The following is an 18,419-nucleotide window of genomic DNA, read 5'->3' as shown; positions in this document are numbered from 1 at the left end:
ATGCCGACCTCATCGACACTCGGCACCGATCTGCACGCCGACCCCGGCCATCTGAGCGATCCGAGCGATCTGGGCGATCTGAGGGACTGGCAGTCCGCGCTGCGCGCCCAGTTCCCCATCGTCACCGGCCATCCCGGGCTGGCCTACCTCGACAGCGCCGCCACCGCGCAGAAGCCGCAGGCGGTCCTGGACGCCGTACAGACGTACCTCACCACCTCCAACGCCAATGCCGGGCGCGGGACATACACCTGGGCGAACGAGACGACCGCGCTGGTCGAGCGGGCCCGCGACCGCGTCAAGCGATTCCTGCGCGACCCGGACCCGGTTTCCGGGCGCTCCACGGTCCACTTCACCAGCGGCACCACCGAAGGGCTGCGGACCGTCGCCCGCGACTGGCTGGTCTCGTGGCTCCGCGACGGCGACGAGATCATCGTCCCGTTCGCCGACCACCAGGCCAACGCCCAGCCCTGGCTGGAGGCGCAGCGGCTGCTGAGCAAGCGGGGAATCCGGATCGTCATCAGGGACATGCCGTACGAGGCGGAGTCACACGACTACGACCAGACGGCGCTCGCCGCGCTCGTCAACGAGCGGACCCGCTTCGTGGCTGCCACCCATGTGCACCATGTGTACGGCGCGAACATGAACGTGCATCGCATCCGCCGTACCGTCGGCCCCGATGTGCCCATCTGCCTGGACGCCGCCCAGAGCATCGGCCACCTTCCGGTCGATGTCGGAGCACTCGACGTCGACTTCGTCGTCTTCTCCGGGCACAAGGCGATGGCCCTGCCCGGTTCGGGAGCCGTCTGGGCGCGCGGCGCACGCGGACCCGAGTTCCGGCCCGGCGGCTGGAACGGCAGCCCGAACACCACCGGCGTGGTGAGCCTGACAGCGGCGCTCGACTGGCTGGAGGAGGCCGGCACCGAGCGGATCGAGCGGTGGACGGTCGGGCTCGGCGCGCGGCTGACCGAGGGCCTGCGCCACCTGCCGTCGTACGAGGTGCTGGGCTGCCCACTGAGTCTGGCCGCGGACTCCGGCGTACAGCGACGGCAGGGCATCGTCACGTTCCGGCACCGCGGCATCAGCTCCAACGACCTCGGATTCATCCTGTCCAGTCATGACGTGATGGTGCGGGCCGACGGGCACTGCCAGGCGCGCTCCGGAGAAGAGGAGAGCTCGGTGCGGGTGAGCCTGCATGTCTACAACACCGTGGAAGAGGTCGACCGCCTGCTCGACGTGCTGGACGGGCTCGACCGGCAGACGCGAGGTGCGGTGACGTGCTGAACGAGCAGAATGAGAAGAACGGGCTGAACGGGCTGAACTCCAAGCCGCCGGTCGCGATGGTCGACGTATACGCGCCGACCATGCGGCTCGCGCAGGCCTTCATGGACGCGGGCCATCCCGTCGTACGTGTCCAGAGCACCCCGGAGGTTCCCCCGGTCTACCGGTCGAGCTTCAGCACGGACCCCTTTCTCGACAACATCGTCCACCTGGGCGACCCGGAGCGGACCGCCAAGGCCGTCGCCGCCCACCAGCCACTGGCCGTACTCACCGGCGGTGAGCTCGGCGTGGAACTGGCGGACCAAGTGAGCGAGTTGCTGGGGCTGGCGACGAACGGGACGGCGCTCAGCGCGGCCCGCCGGGACAAGTTCGTACAGATGGAGACCGTGAAGGCGGCCGGGGTCCCCGGGTCCCGGCAGGTTCTGGCCGGCTCCGAGGAGGAACTCGTCGCGTGGCACCGGGAGCTGGGCGGCCGGGTGGTCGTCAAGCCGGTCCGCAGCGCCGGCAACGACGGGGTGTCGTTCTGCGACACCCCCGAGGAGTCGGCGGCCGCCTACCGCGCGATCGTGGACGCGACGAACATCTTCTCCTTCCGCAATGAGGGAGTGGTGGCCCAGGAGTTCCTGCGGGGCACCGAGTACGTCGTGAACACCGTGAGCCGGGACGGGCACCACCGGGCCACCGACGTCTGGCAGTACACGAAGATCTCCGTCAACGGGGTCAGCAACAGGATCAGCGGGGCCCTGTCGGTGCCCCCGGGCGACCCGGACCGGGCGAGGCTGGTCACGTACGGCTTCGAGGTCCTCGACGCGCTCGGGGTGCTGCACGGCCCGGCCCATCTGGAGATCATGCTGACGCCCGACGGGCCGCGCCTGGTCGAGGCAGGGGTCCGGCTCTGCGGCGCGGACACCGCGTACTACGCCGGGCTGGCGACCGGCGAATCGCAGATCGGGCGAACCGTCGACGCGTATCTGCGGCCGCAGCGCTTCCTGGAGACCTGCCGCGACGCGCACCGGGTGGACCGCCATGTGGCGATGGCGTTCCTGACCTCGCCCGTGGCGGGGACGCTGAAGTCGTACCCGCTGCTGCCCGAGGTGGAGCGGCTGGAGAGCTTCCACAACGTCCAGCTGATCGTCGAGCCGGGCGGCCGGCTGCCGCTCACGGTCGACGACACCACCGAGCCGATGATGATCGGCCTCGCCCATCCCGAGCGGGAGGTCGTGGCGCGCGACTTCGCCACGGTCTGCTATCTGGACGGGCACGGTTTCTACGAGCTGGAGCCGTCGCCGGGAGCGGCCTCATGACCGGCGTCCGCCGGCGCCCGCACGTCGTGGTCATCCACCGCTGGCGGGCCCGCTACGCCCACTATGAGCGCTATCTCGACCACACCGCCCACGCGGTCTCGTACATCACGACGGAGGTGGGAGCCGAGGCCGTGCCCGAGGGCGCCGTGGAGATCGCCGTCGTCGCGGCGACCGACGACCTGGCCCACGTACGCAAGCAGCTCGACGCACTGGCCACACGCCACGGGGCGCCCCGGTCGGTCGTCGCCCTGAAGGAGGACGACCTGCTGGTGGCGGCGCAGCTGGCGATGGAGTGGAACTGCCGCGCCCGCCGACCGCAGGAGCTGCTGCCGATGCGCGACAAGCTGCTGATGGCGCGGGCGGTGTCGGGCGCGGGTCTCGCCGCGCCCGCCTTCGCGACCGCGCCGGACCGGCGGGCGGTGCGGGCGTTCGCCGAGCGGCACGGCTGGCCGGTGGTCCTCAAGCCGAGGACGGGCAGCTCCAGCGAGGGCGTCGTGCGGATCGACGACGCGGCCGGGCTGAACCAGGCCTTCGAGGCGTCCGCCGCGGAAGAGCTGCTCGTACAGGCCTACAACCCGCATCCCGTCCATCACGTGGACGGCGTCTTCGACGGGCGCGACCTCGGACCGTGGCGGGTCTCGCGCTATCTGAACACCTGCCTGGGCTTTCGCAGCGGCGACTCGCTCGGTTCGGTCGAGGTGGACCGGCCCGAAGTGCGGGCGGCGATCGGTGACTTCACACGCCGGGTGCTGCGCGCGCTCACCGACAGACCCACGGCGTTCCATCTGGAGGTCTTCGTGGAGAGCCGGGAGGACTCCTCGGTCCGCTGCTCCTTCCTGGAGATCGGGGCACGCGTCGGCGGCAGCGAGATCCCGTTCCTGTGGCGGGAAGTGCACGGCTACGACCTGATGGAGGCGGCCTTCCGCATCGCTCTCGGGCAGCCGCCGCAGCCGTACGAGCCTCCCGGTCCGCCGGCCGCCGGTCCGGAGATCGGCGGCTGGCTCCTCGTACCCGCGCCGGCCGCCCGGCCCTGCCTGATCCAGGAGGTCACACCGATGACCGGGCGTGAACCCGGGCCGTACGCCGAAGCCCTGCTGCGGCCGGGCGAGATCCTTCCGGCGGCCGACGCCTACTACGAACACGTCGGCGGGCGCTTCCGGTTCCGCGGCGCGACCAGCGCGGGCGTCGAAGCCGCCGTCGTCGCCACCGCCCGCGACTTCCGGGTCCGCGGCATCCCCTGCGGGAGCACCCCATGACAGCGTTCGGACAGTACGCGACGGTCTGGCGCGTCCCCGGCGCGCCGCTGCTCCTGGTGGGCGGGGTGGTGGCCCGGCTCGGGCAAGGCGTCACGGTGCTCGCCTGGCTGCTGCTGGTCAAGGAGACCACCGGCAGCTTCGGCCAGGCCGGTCTGGTGGGCGCGTCGACCTCGCTCGCCACGGCGGTGACGGCTCCGGTGGCCGGACGGCTGGCCGACCGTTTCGGCGCGGGCCGGGTGCTTCCGTACTACGCCGCTGTGTACGCCGCACTCCAACTCGGGCTGCTGGCCGCGGTGCTGGTGGAGCTTCCAGTTCCGGTGCTCTGCGTGATCGCGGCGCTGTCCGGCGCCGCGTTCCCCGCGATCAGTCCCGCGCTGCGGGCGGCGTGGACCGTACTGACGAGTGCGGAGAGCGGCCGCGGTGAGGCGCGTACGGCGGCGATGGCGGCCGAGTCGACGCTCTTCGAGCTGGTCTTCGTGGTCGGCCCGCTGCTGTTCTCGGGGTTCATGCTGATCGGCGGGCCGCTCGGCTCCGTCCTCGGCACCGACGCGGGCATCGCGGGTCCGGCGGCCGCGCTGACCGGCGCGGCCCTGTGTACCGGCTTCGGGACTCTGGCGCTGGTCCGCGGCCGCGCGATGCGCGAACTGCGCCCCGCCTCCGCCGGTGCACGGGCGCGCGGGCTCGGGCCGCTGCGGGAGCCGGGGCTGCCCGCGCTGCTGGTGTGCGCGGCGGGCATCGCCTTCTCCTTCGGCGGCGCGCCGGTCGCGATCGCGGCGTTCACCAAGGCCCATGACGGGGCGGCCGCCGGGAGCGTGACGGGGGTGCTGATCGCCGTATGGAGCATCGGCAGTGCCGTCGCCGGGATCTGGTACGGCAGCAGGCAGTTCGCGGCGCCGCTGGTCCGCCGGTTCGTATGGCTGCTGACCGCACTGGCCGCCGGTTACGCGCTGTGGGCCCTGATGCCCGGCTCGGTCGCCCTCGGCGGCATCCTCTTCCTCACCGGAGCGGTCATAGCGCCCGCGCTGACGGTCGAGGCGGAGCTGGTGGGCAAGCTGGTCCCGGAACGGATGCTCAACGAGGCGTACACCTGGCTCACGACGACCAACCTGTCGATGGCCGCTCTGGGTTCGGCCGTCACGGGTGTTGTCGCGGACCAGCCGTCCGGTCCGGTGTGGGGCTTTCTCGCCGCGGCGGCCGCGACGGCGGTGGCGGCGGGCGTGGCCGCCTGGCCGGGTGCGCTGGAGCGGCCGGCGGGCGCGGGGCACGACCAGCCGACGGCAGCCCCGGCCGAACAGCCCTTGGCACCGGACCAGACGGGGTGATGGCCGGCCCCCTGACCCGTACGCCTGCTTGACCCAGATCCGAACACGTACCGAGAACCACCAGCACAGCGAGCAAGGGCACATCGTGACAGAGCAGTTGACATCGTCCGCGGCGGCGGAGTGGATCCGGCGCTGGGACCTCCAGCAGGAACGCTACGCGATCGACCGTGAGGAACGCTTCACCGTCATCGCGGACGTGGTCGAGCACGCCACGGCGGGACAACGGCGGCCTCTGGTGGCCGATCTGGGCTGCGGTCCCGGTTCGCTGACGGCGCGGCTCGCCGCCCGGCGCCCGGAGTGGGAGATCGTCGCCGTGGACACGGATCCGCTGCTGCTGGAGCTGGGACGCAGACACTGCGGTACGGCGGCCCGCTTCGTCGATGTGCCGATCGGCTCGCCGGGCTGGATCGACGCGCTGGCTCTGGGGCGACCGCTGGATGCCGCGGTGTCCGCAACGGCTCTCCACTACTTGCCCGAGCCCGTCCTGCTCGACGTATATGAGCATCTGCACTCCACGCTGCGGCCCGGCGGAGTGATCGTCAATGCGGACCATTTCTTCCACGAGGGGCCGCTGGTGGCCCCGATCGCCCAGCACGTGGGCCGCCGACGCGCCGGTCGGCTGGGGGTTCGCGGCCACGAGGACTGGCAGTCCTGGTGGGCCGCCGCAGACGCGGCCCCGGAGCTGGCCGGCCTCATGGCGGAGCGCCGCCGCAGGCGCCTGGACGGCGACGACAACGGCCTGAGCCTCGACCGCCACACGGACCTGCTGAGGAAGGCGGGGTTCGCGGAGGCGGGCCCGGTCTGGCAGTACGGCCACAGCTGCGTCCTGGTAGCGGTCGCCTGAGCGTTCCCGCTGTCGGGGTCCTCGCGGAGACGGAGCCCAGCTTGAGCGCTGGTACGGCGCTGAAATCTGACCGGCGCGCTGCCGTGGCTGTGGCGAGATCACGGAGCGCGCCCGTCGGCGGGGGCCACTACTCCACGGCGGGAATCAGCCCGGTGAGCGGCGAAACCATGCCGGTGAACTGCTGAAGCTCGCTCAGCTTGTGCAGTTGGCCAAGGCCCTTGAGCTGACCGGTGACGGTCGGCACCTCGTCCCGGCGGTCGGCCGGCACGGCGAGCGCACCGATATTGTCGAGCTCCTTGGGGATGTCCAGCAAGTACTGGCGGTTGGAGGCCTCGGCCGCAGACGCGGCAGGGGCGGCGAGTGCTGAAACGCCGGCAGCGAGGGCTGCGACGGCGAGGACGCTCTTTGCTTTGATCATGCCCGGAGCAACGGCCGAGGCCGTCCCACGGACACGGCTGCCCGCCGCCCATCACCCACAAGCTTTATTTACTCGCTTGCCGCCGTCCGCGAGGAGACCAGCACGCCGATCTTGTCGATGCGATGCTCGGGGTTGCCCTTGTCGTCGCGCCAGAAGTTCCCGGCCGCGTCATCCTCCGGCGTCGCGCAGGTGGAGACGGTGATCATGGCCTTGGTGGGCTGCTTGCCCGGTGATCCCGGTACCGCGGCCCGCTGCTCGGCGAGTGACCGCTCGGAGCGGAACGATGTAGTCCTGGTGTCGGTGATCTCGTACTCGTACACCTTGCCGCCCGACGTGACGAATACGGAGTCGCCCTTGTCGACGGACGGGAGGTCACGCAGCGGTCCTCCGGAGGAGAGGCGGTGTGCCGTGACCAGGTAGTTGCCGACCTCGCCGGGCCCGACACCGCCTTCGTCGCCGTACGGACTGGCGGCCACACCACGGTTCTGGATGCGCGTACCGGGCCAGTCGTCGGTCGTCCCCTCGTACGGGACGACGCGCAGGTTCTTGACGCCGATCGACGGGATGCCCAGCAGAGCCGTCTCCTGGCGCGCCACCGCGGTGGTGTCCGGAGATTGCGCCGCGACGGGGGCCGCTGCGGGCTTGTCGGCTGCACGATCGGGGGCATCGGCGGCACCGGAGGCCCCAGTGGCACAGCCGACCAGCACGGCGATGAGTGCGCTTGCGAGCGCTGCGGGAAGGAGGCGGGGAGTCAGCATGGCATTCCGGATGGCAGAGGAGGCCGGACAACGCCTCTGGAGACGGTGGTCGGCTTTCCCATCAAAACAACGCAAGCTGGCGGGGTGTTCCCGTCCCGTGTCCATACGTACGTTCGATTCAATCTCGGACGCGTGCGCCGCGCGGCATCGACGTATCCCGGCCATGCGGTGTGACACACACCATTCCCGCGAGGAGACGGCAGGATGTGCGTCTCGGCGGAGGCGCCGCGACCCTTCAGCAGTTCCTGCGCGCGGGGCTGGTCGACGAGATGCACGTGGTGATCGTGCCGATGTTCATCGGTGCCGGCGAGCGCCTCTTCGACAACCTGTCCGGGGGCTTGGACGGTTACGAGGCCGTCGAACTGACCACCTTCGCGGTCAGGGGCTCGTGATCCATCGCAGGACGGTCCTGATGGTGGTGTCGTCGAGCTTGCTGAGGACGTCGATGGCTTCAAGGTCCCCGGGCAGTGGTGCGATCCCGGTGGTGGTCAAGGCCGCATAGAGGTCCAGGCGGCGCTTGTCGGAGGCCGCCAGGACGAAAGGCAGCCGCTGTTCGGGGTCCGGGGCGGCATCGAGCTGGTCGAAGTCCTCCGGACCGTGGAAGCGGTACGGGTCGCGCGCCCAACGCGGCGTCTTGAACGGGATTGCGGGAACCTGTGTGCTGCTCATCGGAACCTCCAGGGTGTCGTCTCTGAGCAACAGGAGTCCCGTATGGCGATGCGCAGTTGCATGCGAGGCCACAAACCACCCGAACGTCCCCAATGGCATTTCGTCACACCACGGGGAAGTCAGCAGAAGTCAGTAAAGAATGGAGGGGAGATACGCTCCGGCGGGCTCGTTGTACAGCCCGATCGTCATCAGGCTCATCAGCTGACCCACCTTGAGGCCGTTTCGCAGGCACCACTGGAGCAGCGCGCTGTTGGACGCGGGGACAAGAATGCCGGGGCCGCCGAAGGCGGGCGCCGCAGCGATGAGGGCCCTGATGTCCTCGGTGGTCTCGCCGACCGCGTGGGCGAAGAAGGACAGATCCGTGGCGTAGCCCGTGATCCGTCCGCCGTGCTCGGTCACGCGGGCCGTGCCCGTCTTGAGCGCGTCGGCGAGTTCACCGCCGCGATCGGCCCCGTGGACCTTCCGGCACACCTCGTTGCAGGCCGCCACATCGGCATCCGTGGCCGGGCGCACCTCGTACCCCGGCACGGTCCCTCCGATCGGCCGGCCCTGCAGGCAGGCCACAGTTTCGCGGAACTCGAACCCGAGAGCGGCGTAGAGCGCGAACGACCGTGAGTGGTATCCGCTCTGGAGCAGTCGGATGCCGGGCACACCGCGCTCGGCGGCCCGCCGCATGACGTCCTCCATGAGGCGGCGCCCCACGCCGCCGTTCTGCGCGGCGGGATCCACGGTGACCGGCCCGACGCCGACGACGGGCGACCGCTCGTCGAGGAAGTTGCTGCCGACGATCCGGCCGTCGAGCTCGGCGACAACACTGTAGAACCCTGGGTGGTTCAGCAGCGACTCCGCCATACCGGCGGCCGCCTCCGCCGACGCCGGGGCATCGGAGGGGAATCCGTGCTGACGGGCGATTTCGGAGAAAGCCTCGAAGCAGATCCTGCCGCACTCCGCGGCATCGTCCGCTCTTCCGGGGCGCAGTGCGAGGTCCACGGATCCAACTCCCCTTCTCTCAGGCCAAGGCCCTCCTTCCATCAAACGCGTCGGCCGCGCCAACGGCAATGCAGCCGGCTGCCACGCCCCGGACCGCCGCTCGCAGCCACGGGCTCAGGCCGGACGTACCTGAACCGCCGCCGCGGGGTCCTGATGACCGCCACTGGCGAGCATCCGCACCTCGTCGCGGTCGCTTATCTCGGCCAGGACGATGCCCGTGTCATCCGCGTACACCGGGTGACCACCGGGCCCACTCCGATCCGTGCGGTGCACTTCCACGACATCCGCAGCCTCCGGAACGGCTGCGGTTGCGCCTGGGTGTGTGAAAACCAGCTCGTAGTGATCAGACCTGCCCATGTCGCCTCCTCGGTGAGAAGCCGTTACGCCACACACATGCATCCATAGTCGCGCATTACGGGCAGGGTGGCCGCAGCTCAGATGTGGAGTTCGCGCGGGAAGCCGGTCCAGCGCAGTTCCGCGGGCAGGTGCCGCATGTCGTTGTGGACGAGCACGGAGGACGGTCTGCCGGGCGCATAGCGGATGACCGTCAGAGCCGCGTTGCCGTGGTTGAGACCCATCCAGCGCCACCGCGGCGCGTCGTGGGCGGCCCGGACCAGCCAGCCGATGAGGAAGTTGTGGGTGACGACCAGTTCGTGACGAGGCTCGCCGCCCTCCACCGGTCCCGCGAACGTCGCCAGTGCCTCCCTGGCAAGCGCCGGGCCACGCTCACGCTCGCCTTCCGGGAACTGCGCGAGGAAGGTGAGCATGCGGTCGGCCGAATCCGGCGGCAGCTCCTGCTTCCGCGGCAGGTAGGGGATGTAGTCCCCGGCCGGCTCGGACTGGTGCAGTGGTACGCCGACGAGCTGCTCGCCGATCAGCCGGGCCGTCTGGGCCGCCCGAGGCAGCGGACCGTGATGGATCGCGGACAGGGGCGTCTTCCGGAGCCGTTCACCGAGCAGAACGGCTTGGCGACGCCCGTTTTCGGTCAGAGCCCTCTCGTCCGGTGACGCCTCACCGTGCCGGGCGAGGTAGAGGTACCGAGTGGCCGTGCCGTCCGTCATGTCCGAGGTCCCTCGAGAAGATCTTTGATCTTGCGTATCGGGGACATTGACGCGCGAGTCCTCCCCCTCGGTTCCCGGGGCGCGCGGCCCACAATTCCGTCGACGCCGACGTGTCCCGCCGCCTAGGCTCGACCGTATGAGCAGCAACGGAACGGCACGGAAGCCGCTGGTCGCCGTGCTCAGCGGAGCCGGTATCTCCACGGATTCCGGCATCCCCGACTACCGGGGACCGAACGGCCTGTGGCGACGCGATCCGGAGGCCGAGAAGCTCGTTACGTACGACTTCTACATGGCCGACCCGGACGTCCGCCGCCGTGCCTGGCGCATGCGCGTCGACAGTCCCGCGCTGCGGGCCCGGCCGAACGACGCGCACCGGGCGATCGCCGAGCTGGAACGCTCAGGGGTTCCGGTCAGGGTCCTGACCCAGAACGTCGACGGGCTGCACCAGCTCGCCGGTCTGCCTGCCCGCAAGGTGCTCGAACTGCACGGGACGGCCAGGTCGTCGGTGTGCACCGGCTGCCACAGCCGCTCTCCGATGGAGGAGACGCTGGCGCGGGTGCGGGCAGGCGAGGAAGACCCGCCGTGCCGTGCGTGCGGGGGCATCCTCAAGTCGGCCACGGTGATGTTCGGGCAGCGGCTCGACCCCGCGGTGATGGCTCAGGCTTTGGCGATCGCCAAGGCGAGCGACGTGTTCGTGGCCGTCGGCACCAGCCTCAAGGTGCAGCCGGCAGCCTCACTGGCGGGGATCGCCGCGGAGTACGGCGCACGGCTGGTCGTCGTCAATGCCGAGCCGACGCCTTACGACGAACTGGCCGACGAGGTCGTGCGCGAGCCCATCGGGACGGCACTGCCCGCCCTGCTGAAGGGCCTGGCCGCCTGAGGCCAGGCCCGGCCGTACGGCTCGGGCTACCAGCGCAGCGCCGTCGCGCGCACAGAACTGAAGTCCATCGCCTGCTCGACCTCCCGGAGCGTCTCCTCTGCGGTCCGGCGTACCTCGGCAGGTACATCGCCCCGCTCCTCTATGAGGCCTGCATAGATCGGTGCCTCGGCACGGTTTGCGGAACTCACGTCGAAGAGGGCCCTTCAAGTCGGTACGTGCGGCTTCTGGCGGTAGCCAGAACGGAGGACGAGTGTAGGCGCTCTCGGGAGCGCCGGAGCAGGCCGCCCCCGTGCCCGGTCTCCGTGCCCCGCAGCCTACGGCGTGCCAGTGGCGTGGCTCATGGCAGGTGCCGGGTCGTCTCCGAGCGGAAGCCGTGACCTACTTCGGGGGCAAGGCCGTGGTAGTGACGGAAGTTGTAGATGAGCGGGCTCCACGCCGCGGGGTCGATGTGCTGCGTCCCCGGCACCACGATGCGCTCATCGGCGTGCACGCGTACGACCTCGCACTCGACGGTGAAGAAGAGGCCCGCACCACCGGGCGTCATCGCTGTCACCGTTGCCTCCAACTGCAAGGGGCATTCGGCGACCCGGACCGGCCGCACCGTCTGCGATTCCTGCGGCCGAAGCCCGGCGGCGGCGAACTTGTCGCCCTCGTACCGGTACACCGCACGCTTGCTCACCGGGACCGGATCGGCTCCGGTGAGCGGCGCGAGGCGTTCCACGGAGGCCCACAGCTCGGGCGGGGGCAGATTGATCACCAGTTCCGGCCGTTCGGCGAGATTGCGGACCGTCTGGCTCTCGCTCCCCAGACCGAGGACCACATGCTGCCCCAGCGCCCAGGCCGACGAGATCGGCGCCAGGTTGCAGGAGCCGTCCTCGTTCTGCGAACTCACCAGGACCACAGGAGTCCCGAAGTAAAGAATGCTGGGCCGGATGACTCGGTGTTTCTGGTTGTCGGTCTTCATGGTCCGCAACGCTAGACGCGGGACACTTTGATGCCGGCCGAAGTGACGTCCGGCGAGAATGTCCCGGTGACCAGCCCCGACTCGTACGCCGACAGCCCGGACCTCGCCTCCCTGGCAGCACTCCTCGCGGACCGTACGCGCGCCGCCTTCTGCCTGGCCCTGCTCGACGGCCGCGCCTGGACGGCGACGGAACTGGCCCGCCTCGCGGGCGTCGCACCCTCCACCGCGACAAGTCATCTGCACCAACTGGTCGCAGGCGGGCTACTGACGGAGGAGCGCCGGGGCCGCCACCGCTACGTTCGCCTCGCGGGCCCGGACACGGCCGAGATGATCGAAGGCCTCGCCGCCCACGCACCGCGGCGCCCGACCCCGGTCCGCTCTCTGACGGACGCCCGTCGGCGTCGCGCCCTGGCCCACGCCCGTACCTGCTACGACCACTTGGCAGGCACCCTGGGTGTGGCGATCACCGACGCCATGACCGCCCAGGCGCTGCTCGCCTGGGACTACGGCCCCGCGCTCACGGCCTCCGGCGCGTCCTGGCTGCGCGCCCTGGGGGTCGCCGACGACCACTCCGGCACCTCCCGCCGCCCGCACGTCCGTACCTGTTTCGACTGGACCGAGCGCCGACCGCACCTGGCTGGCGCGGTGGGTGCGGTCCTCTTCCGCCATGCGCTGGATGCCTCCTGGCTCGTACGTCAGGAGAGCACGCGCATCATCACGCTGACGGACGAAGGCCGCGACGCACTGCGTCGTCATCTTGCGCTTGCGGACGAGGTGCTGCTCGCATCCTCTACATAATTTCCAAGATACGGAATATATTTTCCGCTATAGCGTCATCCGGGGGAGGAACCGCATCATGGTCATCGACAGCGCACTGCCACGACGGGCGGCTGCCGAGCTGGTGGGGACCGCCGCTCTGGTGACCGTGATCATTGGTTCCGGCCTTCAGGCCGCCGGCCTCAGCCAGGACACCGGAGTCCAGCTCCTCGCCAACGCACTGGCCTCGGCCGTCGGCCTCGGCCTGCTGATCGTCCTGCTCAGCCCGGTCTCAGGGGCTCACCTCAACCCGGTGATCACACTCTTCGCGTGGTGGTCGCAGCGACGCGGCGAAAACCCCTTCAGCCGCCACGCGGTCGCCCTCTACATCGCCGCGCAGCTGACCGGGGCCGTCGCGGGAGCCCTGCTGGCCGAGGCGATGTTCGGCCGGACGCCCGGCGTCTGGTCCACCCAAGTACGGTCGGCCGGCCATCTGCTGCTCGGTGAAACGGTCGCCACAGCCGGGCTTGTGCTGGTGGTGTACGGGCTGGACCGCATCGGCCGCGCGCAGCTCGCCCCGGTCGCGGTCGCCGCGTACATCGGCGCGGCGATCTGGTTCACCTCGTCGGGATCCTTCGCCAACCCCGCCGCGACGGTGGGCCGGTCGCTCACGGACTCTGCCACCGGCATCGCCCCCGCGTCACTCCCCGGCTTCATCGCCGCCCAGCTCCTCGGCGGCCTTCTCGGAGCGGGCCTGGCGGTCATCCTGTACGGACGGTCCGCAGCCCGCACTGTGTCTCATCGGCCACCGGAGACCCTCACGACCGTGCCGGTGGTGTACGAGGCGTCGGCCGACAGGAGCCAGCCGACGGCGCCGGCGATCTCGGAGGGCTCGCCCGGGCGACCGAGGGGGATCTGAGCGGCCGCCTTGGCGGGACGGTCGGCATCCCCCATGGCGGAATGCATGTCCGTGTTGATGATGCCGGGTGCGACGGCGTTGACCCTGATGCCGTCCGGGCCGAGCTCCTTGGCCAGGCCGACAGTCAGGGCGTCGGTGGCCGCCTTGGTCGCGGCGTAGTGCACATAGTCGCCGGGGCTGCCGAGCGTGGCGGCCGCGGAGGAGATGTTGACGATGGCGCCGGAGCCGGACTGCGCCATGTCCCGGGCGGCTCGGCGGCAGCACAGCAGGTAGCCGAGCAGGTTGACCTCCAGCACCCGTCGCAGATCCTCGGTGCGGGCATCGGCGAGTCTGCCCAGCGGGCCGGTCACACCTGCGTTGTTGACCAGACCGGTCACCTGCCCGAGGTCGGCCGCGGCGGTGTCGAACAGCCGCTCCACGTCCGCCTCGTCGGAGGTGTCCACCCGCACCGTGACGCAGCGCGCCCCCGCCGCCCGCACGGCGGACGCGGTCTCCTCGGCGGCCGCCTCGTTGGTGACGTACCCCAGGGCAAGGTCATGTCCGTCCTCCGCCAGCCGGACGCACGTCGCAGCGCCGATGCCTCGGCTGCCGCCTGTGACGATGGTGACCGGACGTGACATGTACTGCCTCCTGGGATCGCTGGTATGACCATGGTTCGGCCAAGTCATACCTCAACTCCGCCCGCATGTCCCCAGGGGGCGGCCGTCGCCTCAACACCCGTTGTCTGTACGCACCGACAGCCCTCGGCGCAGACACGCGCCGAGGCGGACGGCGATCGTTCCGTCGGGGTCCAGGCGGGGGTTGAAAATCGTGACGTCGAATCCCTGGGGGCGTTCGCCGGCGAGCGCGGTCCGCAGCACACTCTCCAGCTCCAGCCAGGTCAGTCCGCCCGGAAGGCGGTAGTCGACGGCCGGCATGATCGCGTCGTCCAGGATGTCCACGTCGAGGTGAACCCAGTACCCGGCGCTGCTGAGCCGGTCGACCGCCTGGCGCGCCGCCGCGTCGGCTCCGACCGCGCGTACCCCGTCGAGGTCGATCGCGTGCAGCCGTGGCGGCAGCGGCTGCATCCCGGCCTCGCCGGACTCGGCGGCGTCACGGAAGCCGAAGGCGACGACGTCCTCGTCCCGCACGAGCGGCCCGCGGCCTTCAAGGTCGGCGAGCAGCGCGGGGCCGCGCCCCGTCGCCAGGGCGAGTTCCATCGACGCGGCCTCGCCTGTCGGCTCCGCCGACGGCTGGTAGAAGTCGGTGTGGCCGTCGAGGAACAGCAACCCGTAACGCCCGCGCCGTCGCAGAGCGAGGAGGTTGCCCAGCAGAATGCTGCAGTCACCGCCGAGGACTACGGGAAAGCAGCCACGGCCGAGGACGCTGCCGACCATGTCCGCCAGTCGCACCGAGTACTCCGCGATGCCGGCCGGGTTCAGAATCCCGGTGCGGGCGTCGCGCCTCGGATCGTACGCCGGCGCTTCGACCCGGCCGGCCCACACCGCCCCGAGGTCCGCCAGCAGGCCGGCGTCGAGAAGAGCCGTCGGCAAGTCCTCTACGCCGGAAGGCCGCAGGCCGAGCACGGACGGCGCCTCGATGATCGCTGGTTGCCGCACCGCCGAACCCCTTCGGACGGTCTCAGTACTGCCCCTTCAGTACTGCTCCGCCGGCTCGATGTTCTGGTTGGCGTGGAAGAAGTTGTGGGGGTCGTACGTTCGTTTGACCGCCGCCAGTCTGTCGTAATTGCCTCGGTAGGCCGCCCTGACCCGGTCCTGGCTCTCCGCGCCCATGAAGTTCACGTAACCGGCGCCCATGGAATGCGGTCGCAGTTCCTCCCAATAATCCACGCACCACTGTTTGACAGTCGCGGCGTTGGCAGGGTCGGGGTCGACGCCGGCGATGATGCCGGACCAGACGGCGTCCCGGTAGCTCCACGCGGTGTCGTCCGGGCCGACCCGGCTCGCGGCCCCGTCCACCGGGTAGAGGTGCATGATCGACAGCTCGGTCGGGAGGCTCTCGCCGTACTTGGTGTGCACGTCCATGGCCTCGTCCGTGATCCGGTCGAAGAAGTGGCCGCGCCAGTACCACTGCAGGCCTGCGGGAATCAGCTCGTCGAACATGCCGTTCAGCGCGGGGTAGGGCATCGGTGCCGCGAAGTGGAAGGCCGGCGGGCCTGGCTGGTTCACGACCGCGAGGGTCTCCTCCAGGCGGTCCAGGTCCCCTGTCCAGCACCACACGACTCCGCACATCTTGTGGTCGTGGATCTCTTCCGGGAAGGGCGGGCCGGGCGGAACAGTGAGCAACGCGAAAAAGCCGTTCAGATCGTCGGGCGCCTGCGGAATGAAGTCGCGGTACCAGCGCAGCACCTCGCGGGTGCTGTCGACGGGCCACACGGTGACCCCGACGCCCACGGTGTCCACCGGGTGGAGCCGGAAGCTGAACGACGTGACGATGCCGAAGTTCCCGCCGCCGCCGCGCAGGGCCCAGAGGAGGTCCCGGTTCTCGGTCTCGCTCGCGGTGACGAAACTGCCGTCGGCCAGCACGACGTCCGCCGCCAGCAAATTGTCCGCCGTAAGTCCGTACTTGCGGGTGAGGTAGCCGTGACCGCCGCCGAGGGTCAGGCCCCCGACTCCCGTCGTGGACATCACGCCGGCGGGGGTGGCCAGGCCGAAGCCGTGGGCGGCGTGGTCGAGATCGCCGAGCTGACTGCCGCCGCCGACCCGCGCGGCCTTCGCGGTGGGGTCGACGCGCACCCAGCGCATGGGTGACAGGTCGATGGTGACGCCGTCTTCCACCAGGCCGAAGCCGGGGCCGCTGTGCCCACCGCCCCGGACAGCCACTTCGAGGCCGTTGTCCCGGATGAAATTGACCGCCTCCATGACGTCGGCCGCGTCCGAGCAGCGCACTATGGCAGCCGGGCGGCGGTCGATCATGGCGTTGTAAATCTTGCGGGACTCGTTGTACTCCGGGTCCTGCGGACTGATGACCGGGCCGCGCAGGGCGGTCCTCATCGCTTCCAGAGTTGTGCCGTCCATGACCATCTCCCTGCCGAGACACGGAACCGCTGCCCCACCGGCCTCCCTGTCCAGCGTCCCGCCGGTCCATGGGCTTCGCAATTCCTTTCCGGGAGGTGCCCGGGAGGAGCTGGCGCTCGCGGCCCGTAATCACGGCCTGCCGCTGGAGGCTCTGCGCTACGACGTCACCCCGCCCGGACTGCATTACGTTCTCGTCCACTACGACATCCCCGCCGCCCGTTCCGAGGACTGGCGCCTCACCGTGAACGGCCGGGTACGGACACCGCTGACCCTGGACGTGGGGACGCTGCGCTCCTTCCCGGCGGTCACCTGCCGCGTGACCATGGAGTGCGCGGGCAACGGCCGGGCCCGGCTCCTGCCCCGGCCTGTCAGCCAGCCAGCCGTGGCTGGTGGAGGCAGTAGGGACGGCCGAGTGGACCGGGGTGCCACTGAGCCTGCTGCTCGCCGAGGCCGGGGTGGAACCGGACGCCGTCGAGGCCGTGTTCGGCGGAGCCGACCACGGTGTCGAGCGCGGCGTCGAGCAGGACTACCGGCGGAGTCTGCCGGCTGGTACGGCATGGCGCACGTGAAGTGGCTCCGCGAGATCACCCTTACCGACGCCCCGTCCACCGGCTTCCAGCAGACGGTGGCCTACCGCTACCGGCAGGAGGCCGACGACCCGGGCGAGCCGGTCACCCGGATCGAGCCGCGGGCGCTCATGGTCCCGCCGGGATTCCCGGACTTCATGTCGAGGATCCGCGTCGTACGGCCCGGTCAGGTGCGGCTGGAGGGCCGGGCGTGGTCCGGGTACGCCCCGGTCACGAAGGTCGAGGTGAGTACGGACGGCGGCCACTCCTGGAGTGAGGCCGAGCTCGCCCCGCCGGACGAGAACACCTGGGCGTGGCGGCGGTGGCAGACATCCTGGACGGCGGCGCCGGGCAGCCACGTGCTCAGCGCCCGGGCCACCGATGCGCAGGGCAACGCCCAGCCCCTCGACCAGCCGTGGAACCGCGGCGGCTTCGGCAACAACCTCGTGCAACAGATCTCTGTCGTCTGCGTGCAGGAATGACGCGCCGACGCGCCTTGTCCGTACACCGCTGTCTCATCCCGTGCGGTCGAGGAAATCGGCGATGAGCGGTGCGATCTCGGGAAGCTTGTCCTCCAGGGCGAAGTGGCCGGTGTCGAAGACGTGCAGTTCGGCTTCGGGCACGTCGGTCAGATAGGCGTGGGCACCGGTCTCCGGGAAGAACATGTCGTTTCTGCCCCAGAGAATCAGGGTCGGCGGGGTGTGCTCGCGCAGCCAGGCCTGCCACCTCGGGTAGTGAGCCAGATTGCTGTGGTAGTCGAAGGCCAGGGCGACTTGGGCCTCCTTGCGGCCCGGCAGGTCCAGGAAGTGCTGGTCGAGGGTCCAGCCGTCGGGGGCGACGAAGTGCGGCTCGGCGGTGCCGCCCTCGTACTGGCCCCGGGTGGCCGGCAGGGTCAGGAGGTCGCGGACGGTCTTCTCGGCGCCTGGGTCCTGCGGACGCAGCGCGATGAAGCCGCGGGCGACGTCGGAGAGGCCCTCTGCGTACGTGTTGCCGTTCTGCACGACCAGGCCGGCGATCCATTCGGGACGGCGGGTCGCGAGCCGGAAGCCGACGGGAGCTCCGAAGTCGAAGACGTACATCACGAATCGGGTCAGTCCGAGCCGCTGGACGAAGCCTTCGGTGATGTCGGCGAGGCGCTCGAAGGTGTACGTGAAGTCCTCCGGCGCGTCGGTGTGTCCGAAGCCGGGGTAGTCCGGGGCGATCAGCCGGTAGTGCGCGCCCAGTACGTCGATCAGGCGGCGGAACTGGTGCGAGGCGGAGGGGAAGCCGTGCAGGAGCAACAGGACGGGCGCGTCCGGGCGTTGCGGGACCGACTCACGGTAGAAGACCCGGGTCCCGTCGACGTCGACGTGGCGGTGAAGTGTGCGCGGAACGGGCGGAATCGTCATGTCACATGCCTCCGTGGCGAGTTGATGCA

20 protein-coding genes and 2 pseudogenes are annotated in these 18,419 nt (G+C 70.3%); 10 read left to right on the top strand and 12 right to left on the bottom strand.

Annotated elements, in window-relative coordinates; translation table 11 throughout:
* The 5 genes from ABZX79_RS11080 to ABZX79_RS11060 all read left to right on the top strand — a co-directional run bounded on the left by ABZX79_RS11080 (position 1) and on the right by ABZX79_RS11060 (position 6,004).
* A complete protein-coding gene (locus ABZX79_RS11080) occupies positions 1–1,281 on the top strand; it encodes an aminotransferase class V-fold PLP-dependent enzyme (RefSeq protein WP_355254515.1) in 1,281 nt (426 codons plus the stop codon).
* Positions 1,275–2,582, top strand: coding sequence for an ATP-grasp domain-containing protein (locus tag ABZX79_RS11075; protein WP_355254513.1), 1,308 nt, complete (start codon positions 1,275–1,277; stop codon positions 2,580–2,582). Before ABZX79_RS11080 ends, ABZX79_RS11075 begins: the two co-directional genes overlap by 7 nt.
* Entirely contained in the window at positions 2,579–3,838 is a 1,260-nt protein-coding gene (locus tag ABZX79_RS11070; RefSeq protein ID WP_355254511.1) for a biotin carboxylase, read from the top strand. The genes ABZX79_RS11075 and ABZX79_RS11070 overlap by 4 nt, the downstream gene beginning before the upstream one ends.
* Positions 3,835–5,160: an MFS transporter gene (locus ABZX79_RS11065; protein WP_355254509.1), complete on the top strand. Its 1,326-nt coding sequence runs from the start codon at positions 3,835–3,837 to the stop codon at positions 5,158–5,160. The genes ABZX79_RS11070 and ABZX79_RS11065 overlap by 4 nt, the downstream gene beginning before the upstream one ends.
* Positions 5,161–5,245: 85 nt before the next feature.
* Positions 5,246–6,004, top strand: coding sequence for a class I SAM-dependent methyltransferase (locus ABZX79_RS11060; protein WP_355254507.1), 759 nt, complete (start codon positions 5,246–5,248; stop codon positions 6,002–6,004).
* 127 nt (positions 6,005–6,131) lie between these two features.
* Here ABZX79_RS11060 and ABZX79_RS11055 read toward each other — a convergent pair whose 3' ends face one another.
* Positions 6,132–6,422, bottom strand: coding sequence for a hypothetical protein (locus ABZX79_RS11055; protein WP_355254505.1), 291 nt, complete (start codon positions 6,420–6,422; stop codon positions 6,132–6,134).
* A 68-nt stretch (positions 6,423–6,490) separates the two neighbouring features.
* Positions 6,491–7,180: a class E sortase gene (locus tag ABZX79_RS11050; protein ID WP_355254503.1), complete on the bottom strand. Its 690-nt coding sequence runs from the start codon at positions 7,178–7,180 to the stop codon at positions 6,491–6,493.
* Between the two features lie 206 nt (positions 7,181–7,386).
* Here ABZX79_RS11050 and ABZX79_RS11045 point away from each other — a divergent pair, with 206 nt between their 5' ends.
* Complete coding sequence (locus tag ABZX79_RS11045) at positions 7,387–7,572, top strand: dihydrofolate reductase family protein (protein ID WP_355254501.1); 186 nt, start codon at positions 7,387–7,389, stop codon at positions 7,570–7,572.
* Here ABZX79_RS11045 and ABZX79_RS11040 read toward each other — a convergent pair.
* The 4 genes from ABZX79_RS11040 to ABZX79_RS11025 form a co-directional block, all read right to left on the bottom strand.
* Positions 7,559–7,849 carry a hypothetical protein gene (locus ABZX79_RS11040; protein WP_355254499.1) on the bottom strand — a complete coding sequence of 97 codons (291 nt, stop codon included), beginning with the start codon at positions 7,847–7,849 and terminating at the stop codon, positions 7,559–7,561. The genes ABZX79_RS11045 and ABZX79_RS11040 overlap by 14 nt on opposite strands.
* A 129-nt stretch (positions 7,850–7,978) precedes the next feature.
* Positions 7,979–8,839: a GNAT family N-acetyltransferase gene (locus tag ABZX79_RS11035; protein ID WP_355254497.1), complete on the bottom strand. Its 861-nt coding sequence runs from the start codon at positions 8,837–8,839 to the stop codon at positions 7,979–7,981.
* 114 nt (positions 8,840–8,953) lie between these two features.
* Positions 8,954–9,196, bottom strand: a complete 243-nt coding sequence (locus ABZX79_RS11030) for a DUF6296 family protein (RefSeq protein WP_355254495.1) — start codon at positions 9,194–9,196, stop codon at positions 8,954–8,956.
* Between the two features lie 77 nt (positions 9,197–9,273).
* Entirely contained in the window at positions 9,274–9,900 is a 627-nt protein-coding gene (locus tag ABZX79_RS11025) for a histidine phosphatase family protein (protein ID WP_355254493.1), read from the bottom strand.
* A gap of 136 nt (positions 9,901–10,036) precedes the next feature.
* On the opposite strand from ABZX79_RS11025, the gene ABZX79_RS11020 reads away from it, so the two are divergent.
* On the top strand, positions 10,037–10,780 hold the full coding sequence (locus ABZX79_RS11020; protein WP_355254491.1) for a Sir2 family NAD-dependent protein deacetylase: 744 nt from the start codon (positions 10,037–10,039) through the stop codon (positions 10,778–10,780).
* Between the two features lie 26 nt (positions 10,781–10,806).
* On the opposite strand, the gene ABZX79_RS11015 is transcribed toward ABZX79_RS11020, so the two are convergent.
* Complete coding sequence (locus ABZX79_RS11015; protein WP_355254489.1) at positions 10,807–10,968, bottom strand: hypothetical protein; 162 nt, start codon at positions 10,966–10,968, stop codon at positions 10,807–10,809.
* Positions 10,969–11,117: 149 nt separating this feature from the next.
* Positions 11,118–11,744 (bottom strand): flavin reductase family protein, encoded by a 627-nt coding sequence (locus tag ABZX79_RS11010; protein ID WP_355254487.1) that lies wholly within the window; start codon positions 11,742–11,744, stop codon positions 11,118–11,120.
* A 66-nt stretch (positions 11,745–11,810) separates the two neighbouring features.
* Between ABZX79_RS11010 and ABZX79_RS11005 the strand changes: the two genes are divergently transcribed.
* Both ABZX79_RS11005 and ABZX79_RS11000 read left to right on the top strand, forming a co-directional pair.
* The gene (locus tag ABZX79_RS11005; RefSeq protein WP_355254485.1) at positions 11,811–12,542 is read left to right on the top strand and encodes a helix-turn-helix domain-containing protein; all 732 of its coding nucleotides are present in this window, start codon (positions 11,811–11,813) and stop codon (positions 12,540–12,542) included.
* 58 nt (positions 12,543–12,600) lie between these two features.
* A pseudogene (locus ABZX79_RS11000) lies at positions 12,601–13,050 on the top strand (aquaporin); the annotation flags it as partial.
* Between the two features lie 248 nt (positions 13,051–13,298).
* Here ABZX79_RS11000 and ABZX79_RS10995 read toward each other — a convergent pair.
* From ABZX79_RS10995 to ABZX79_RS10985, 3 genes are all read right to left on the bottom strand, one after another.
* Complete coding sequence (locus ABZX79_RS10995) at positions 13,299–14,039, bottom strand: SDR family oxidoreductase (RefSeq protein ID WP_355254483.1); 741 nt, start codon at positions 14,037–14,039, stop codon at positions 13,299–13,301.
* Between the two features lie 90 nt (positions 14,040–14,129).
* Positions 14,130–15,017 (bottom strand): arginase family protein, encoded by an 888-nt coding sequence (locus tag ABZX79_RS10990; protein WP_355254481.1) that lies wholly within the window; start codon positions 15,015–15,017, stop codon positions 14,130–14,132.
* A gap of 36 nt (positions 15,018–15,053) precedes the next feature.
* Positions 15,054–16,436 (bottom strand): FAD-binding oxidoreductase, encoded by a 1,383-nt coding sequence (locus ABZX79_RS10985; protein ID WP_355254479.1) that lies wholly within the window; start codon positions 16,434–16,436, stop codon positions 15,054–15,056.
* Between the two features lie 46 nt (positions 16,437–16,482).
* Here ABZX79_RS10985 and ABZX79_RS10980 point away from each other — a divergent pair.
* Positions 16,483–17,484: pseudogene (locus ABZX79_RS10980) on the top strand (molybdopterin-dependent oxidoreductase).
* A gap of 33 nt (positions 17,485–17,517) precedes the next feature.
* On the opposite strand, the gene ABZX79_RS10975 reads toward ABZX79_RS10980, so the two are convergent.
* The gene (locus ABZX79_RS10975) at positions 17,518–18,390 is read right to left on the bottom strand and encodes an alpha/beta hydrolase (protein WP_355254477.1); all 873 of its coding nucleotides are present in this window, start codon (positions 18,388–18,390) and stop codon (positions 17,518–17,520) included.
* Positions 18,391–18,419: the final 29 nt, after the last annotated feature.

Origin of the sequence: Streptomyces sp. NPDC002994, from assembly GCF_040611155.1 — a bacterium.
In the GTDB taxonomy this organism is placed as follows: domain Bacteria; phylum Actinomycetota; class Actinomycetes; order Streptomycetales; family Streptomycetaceae; genus Streptomyces.
Note: the sequence above shows the minus strand (reverse complement) of the source record. Positions and strands in the feature narration are given on the sequence as shown.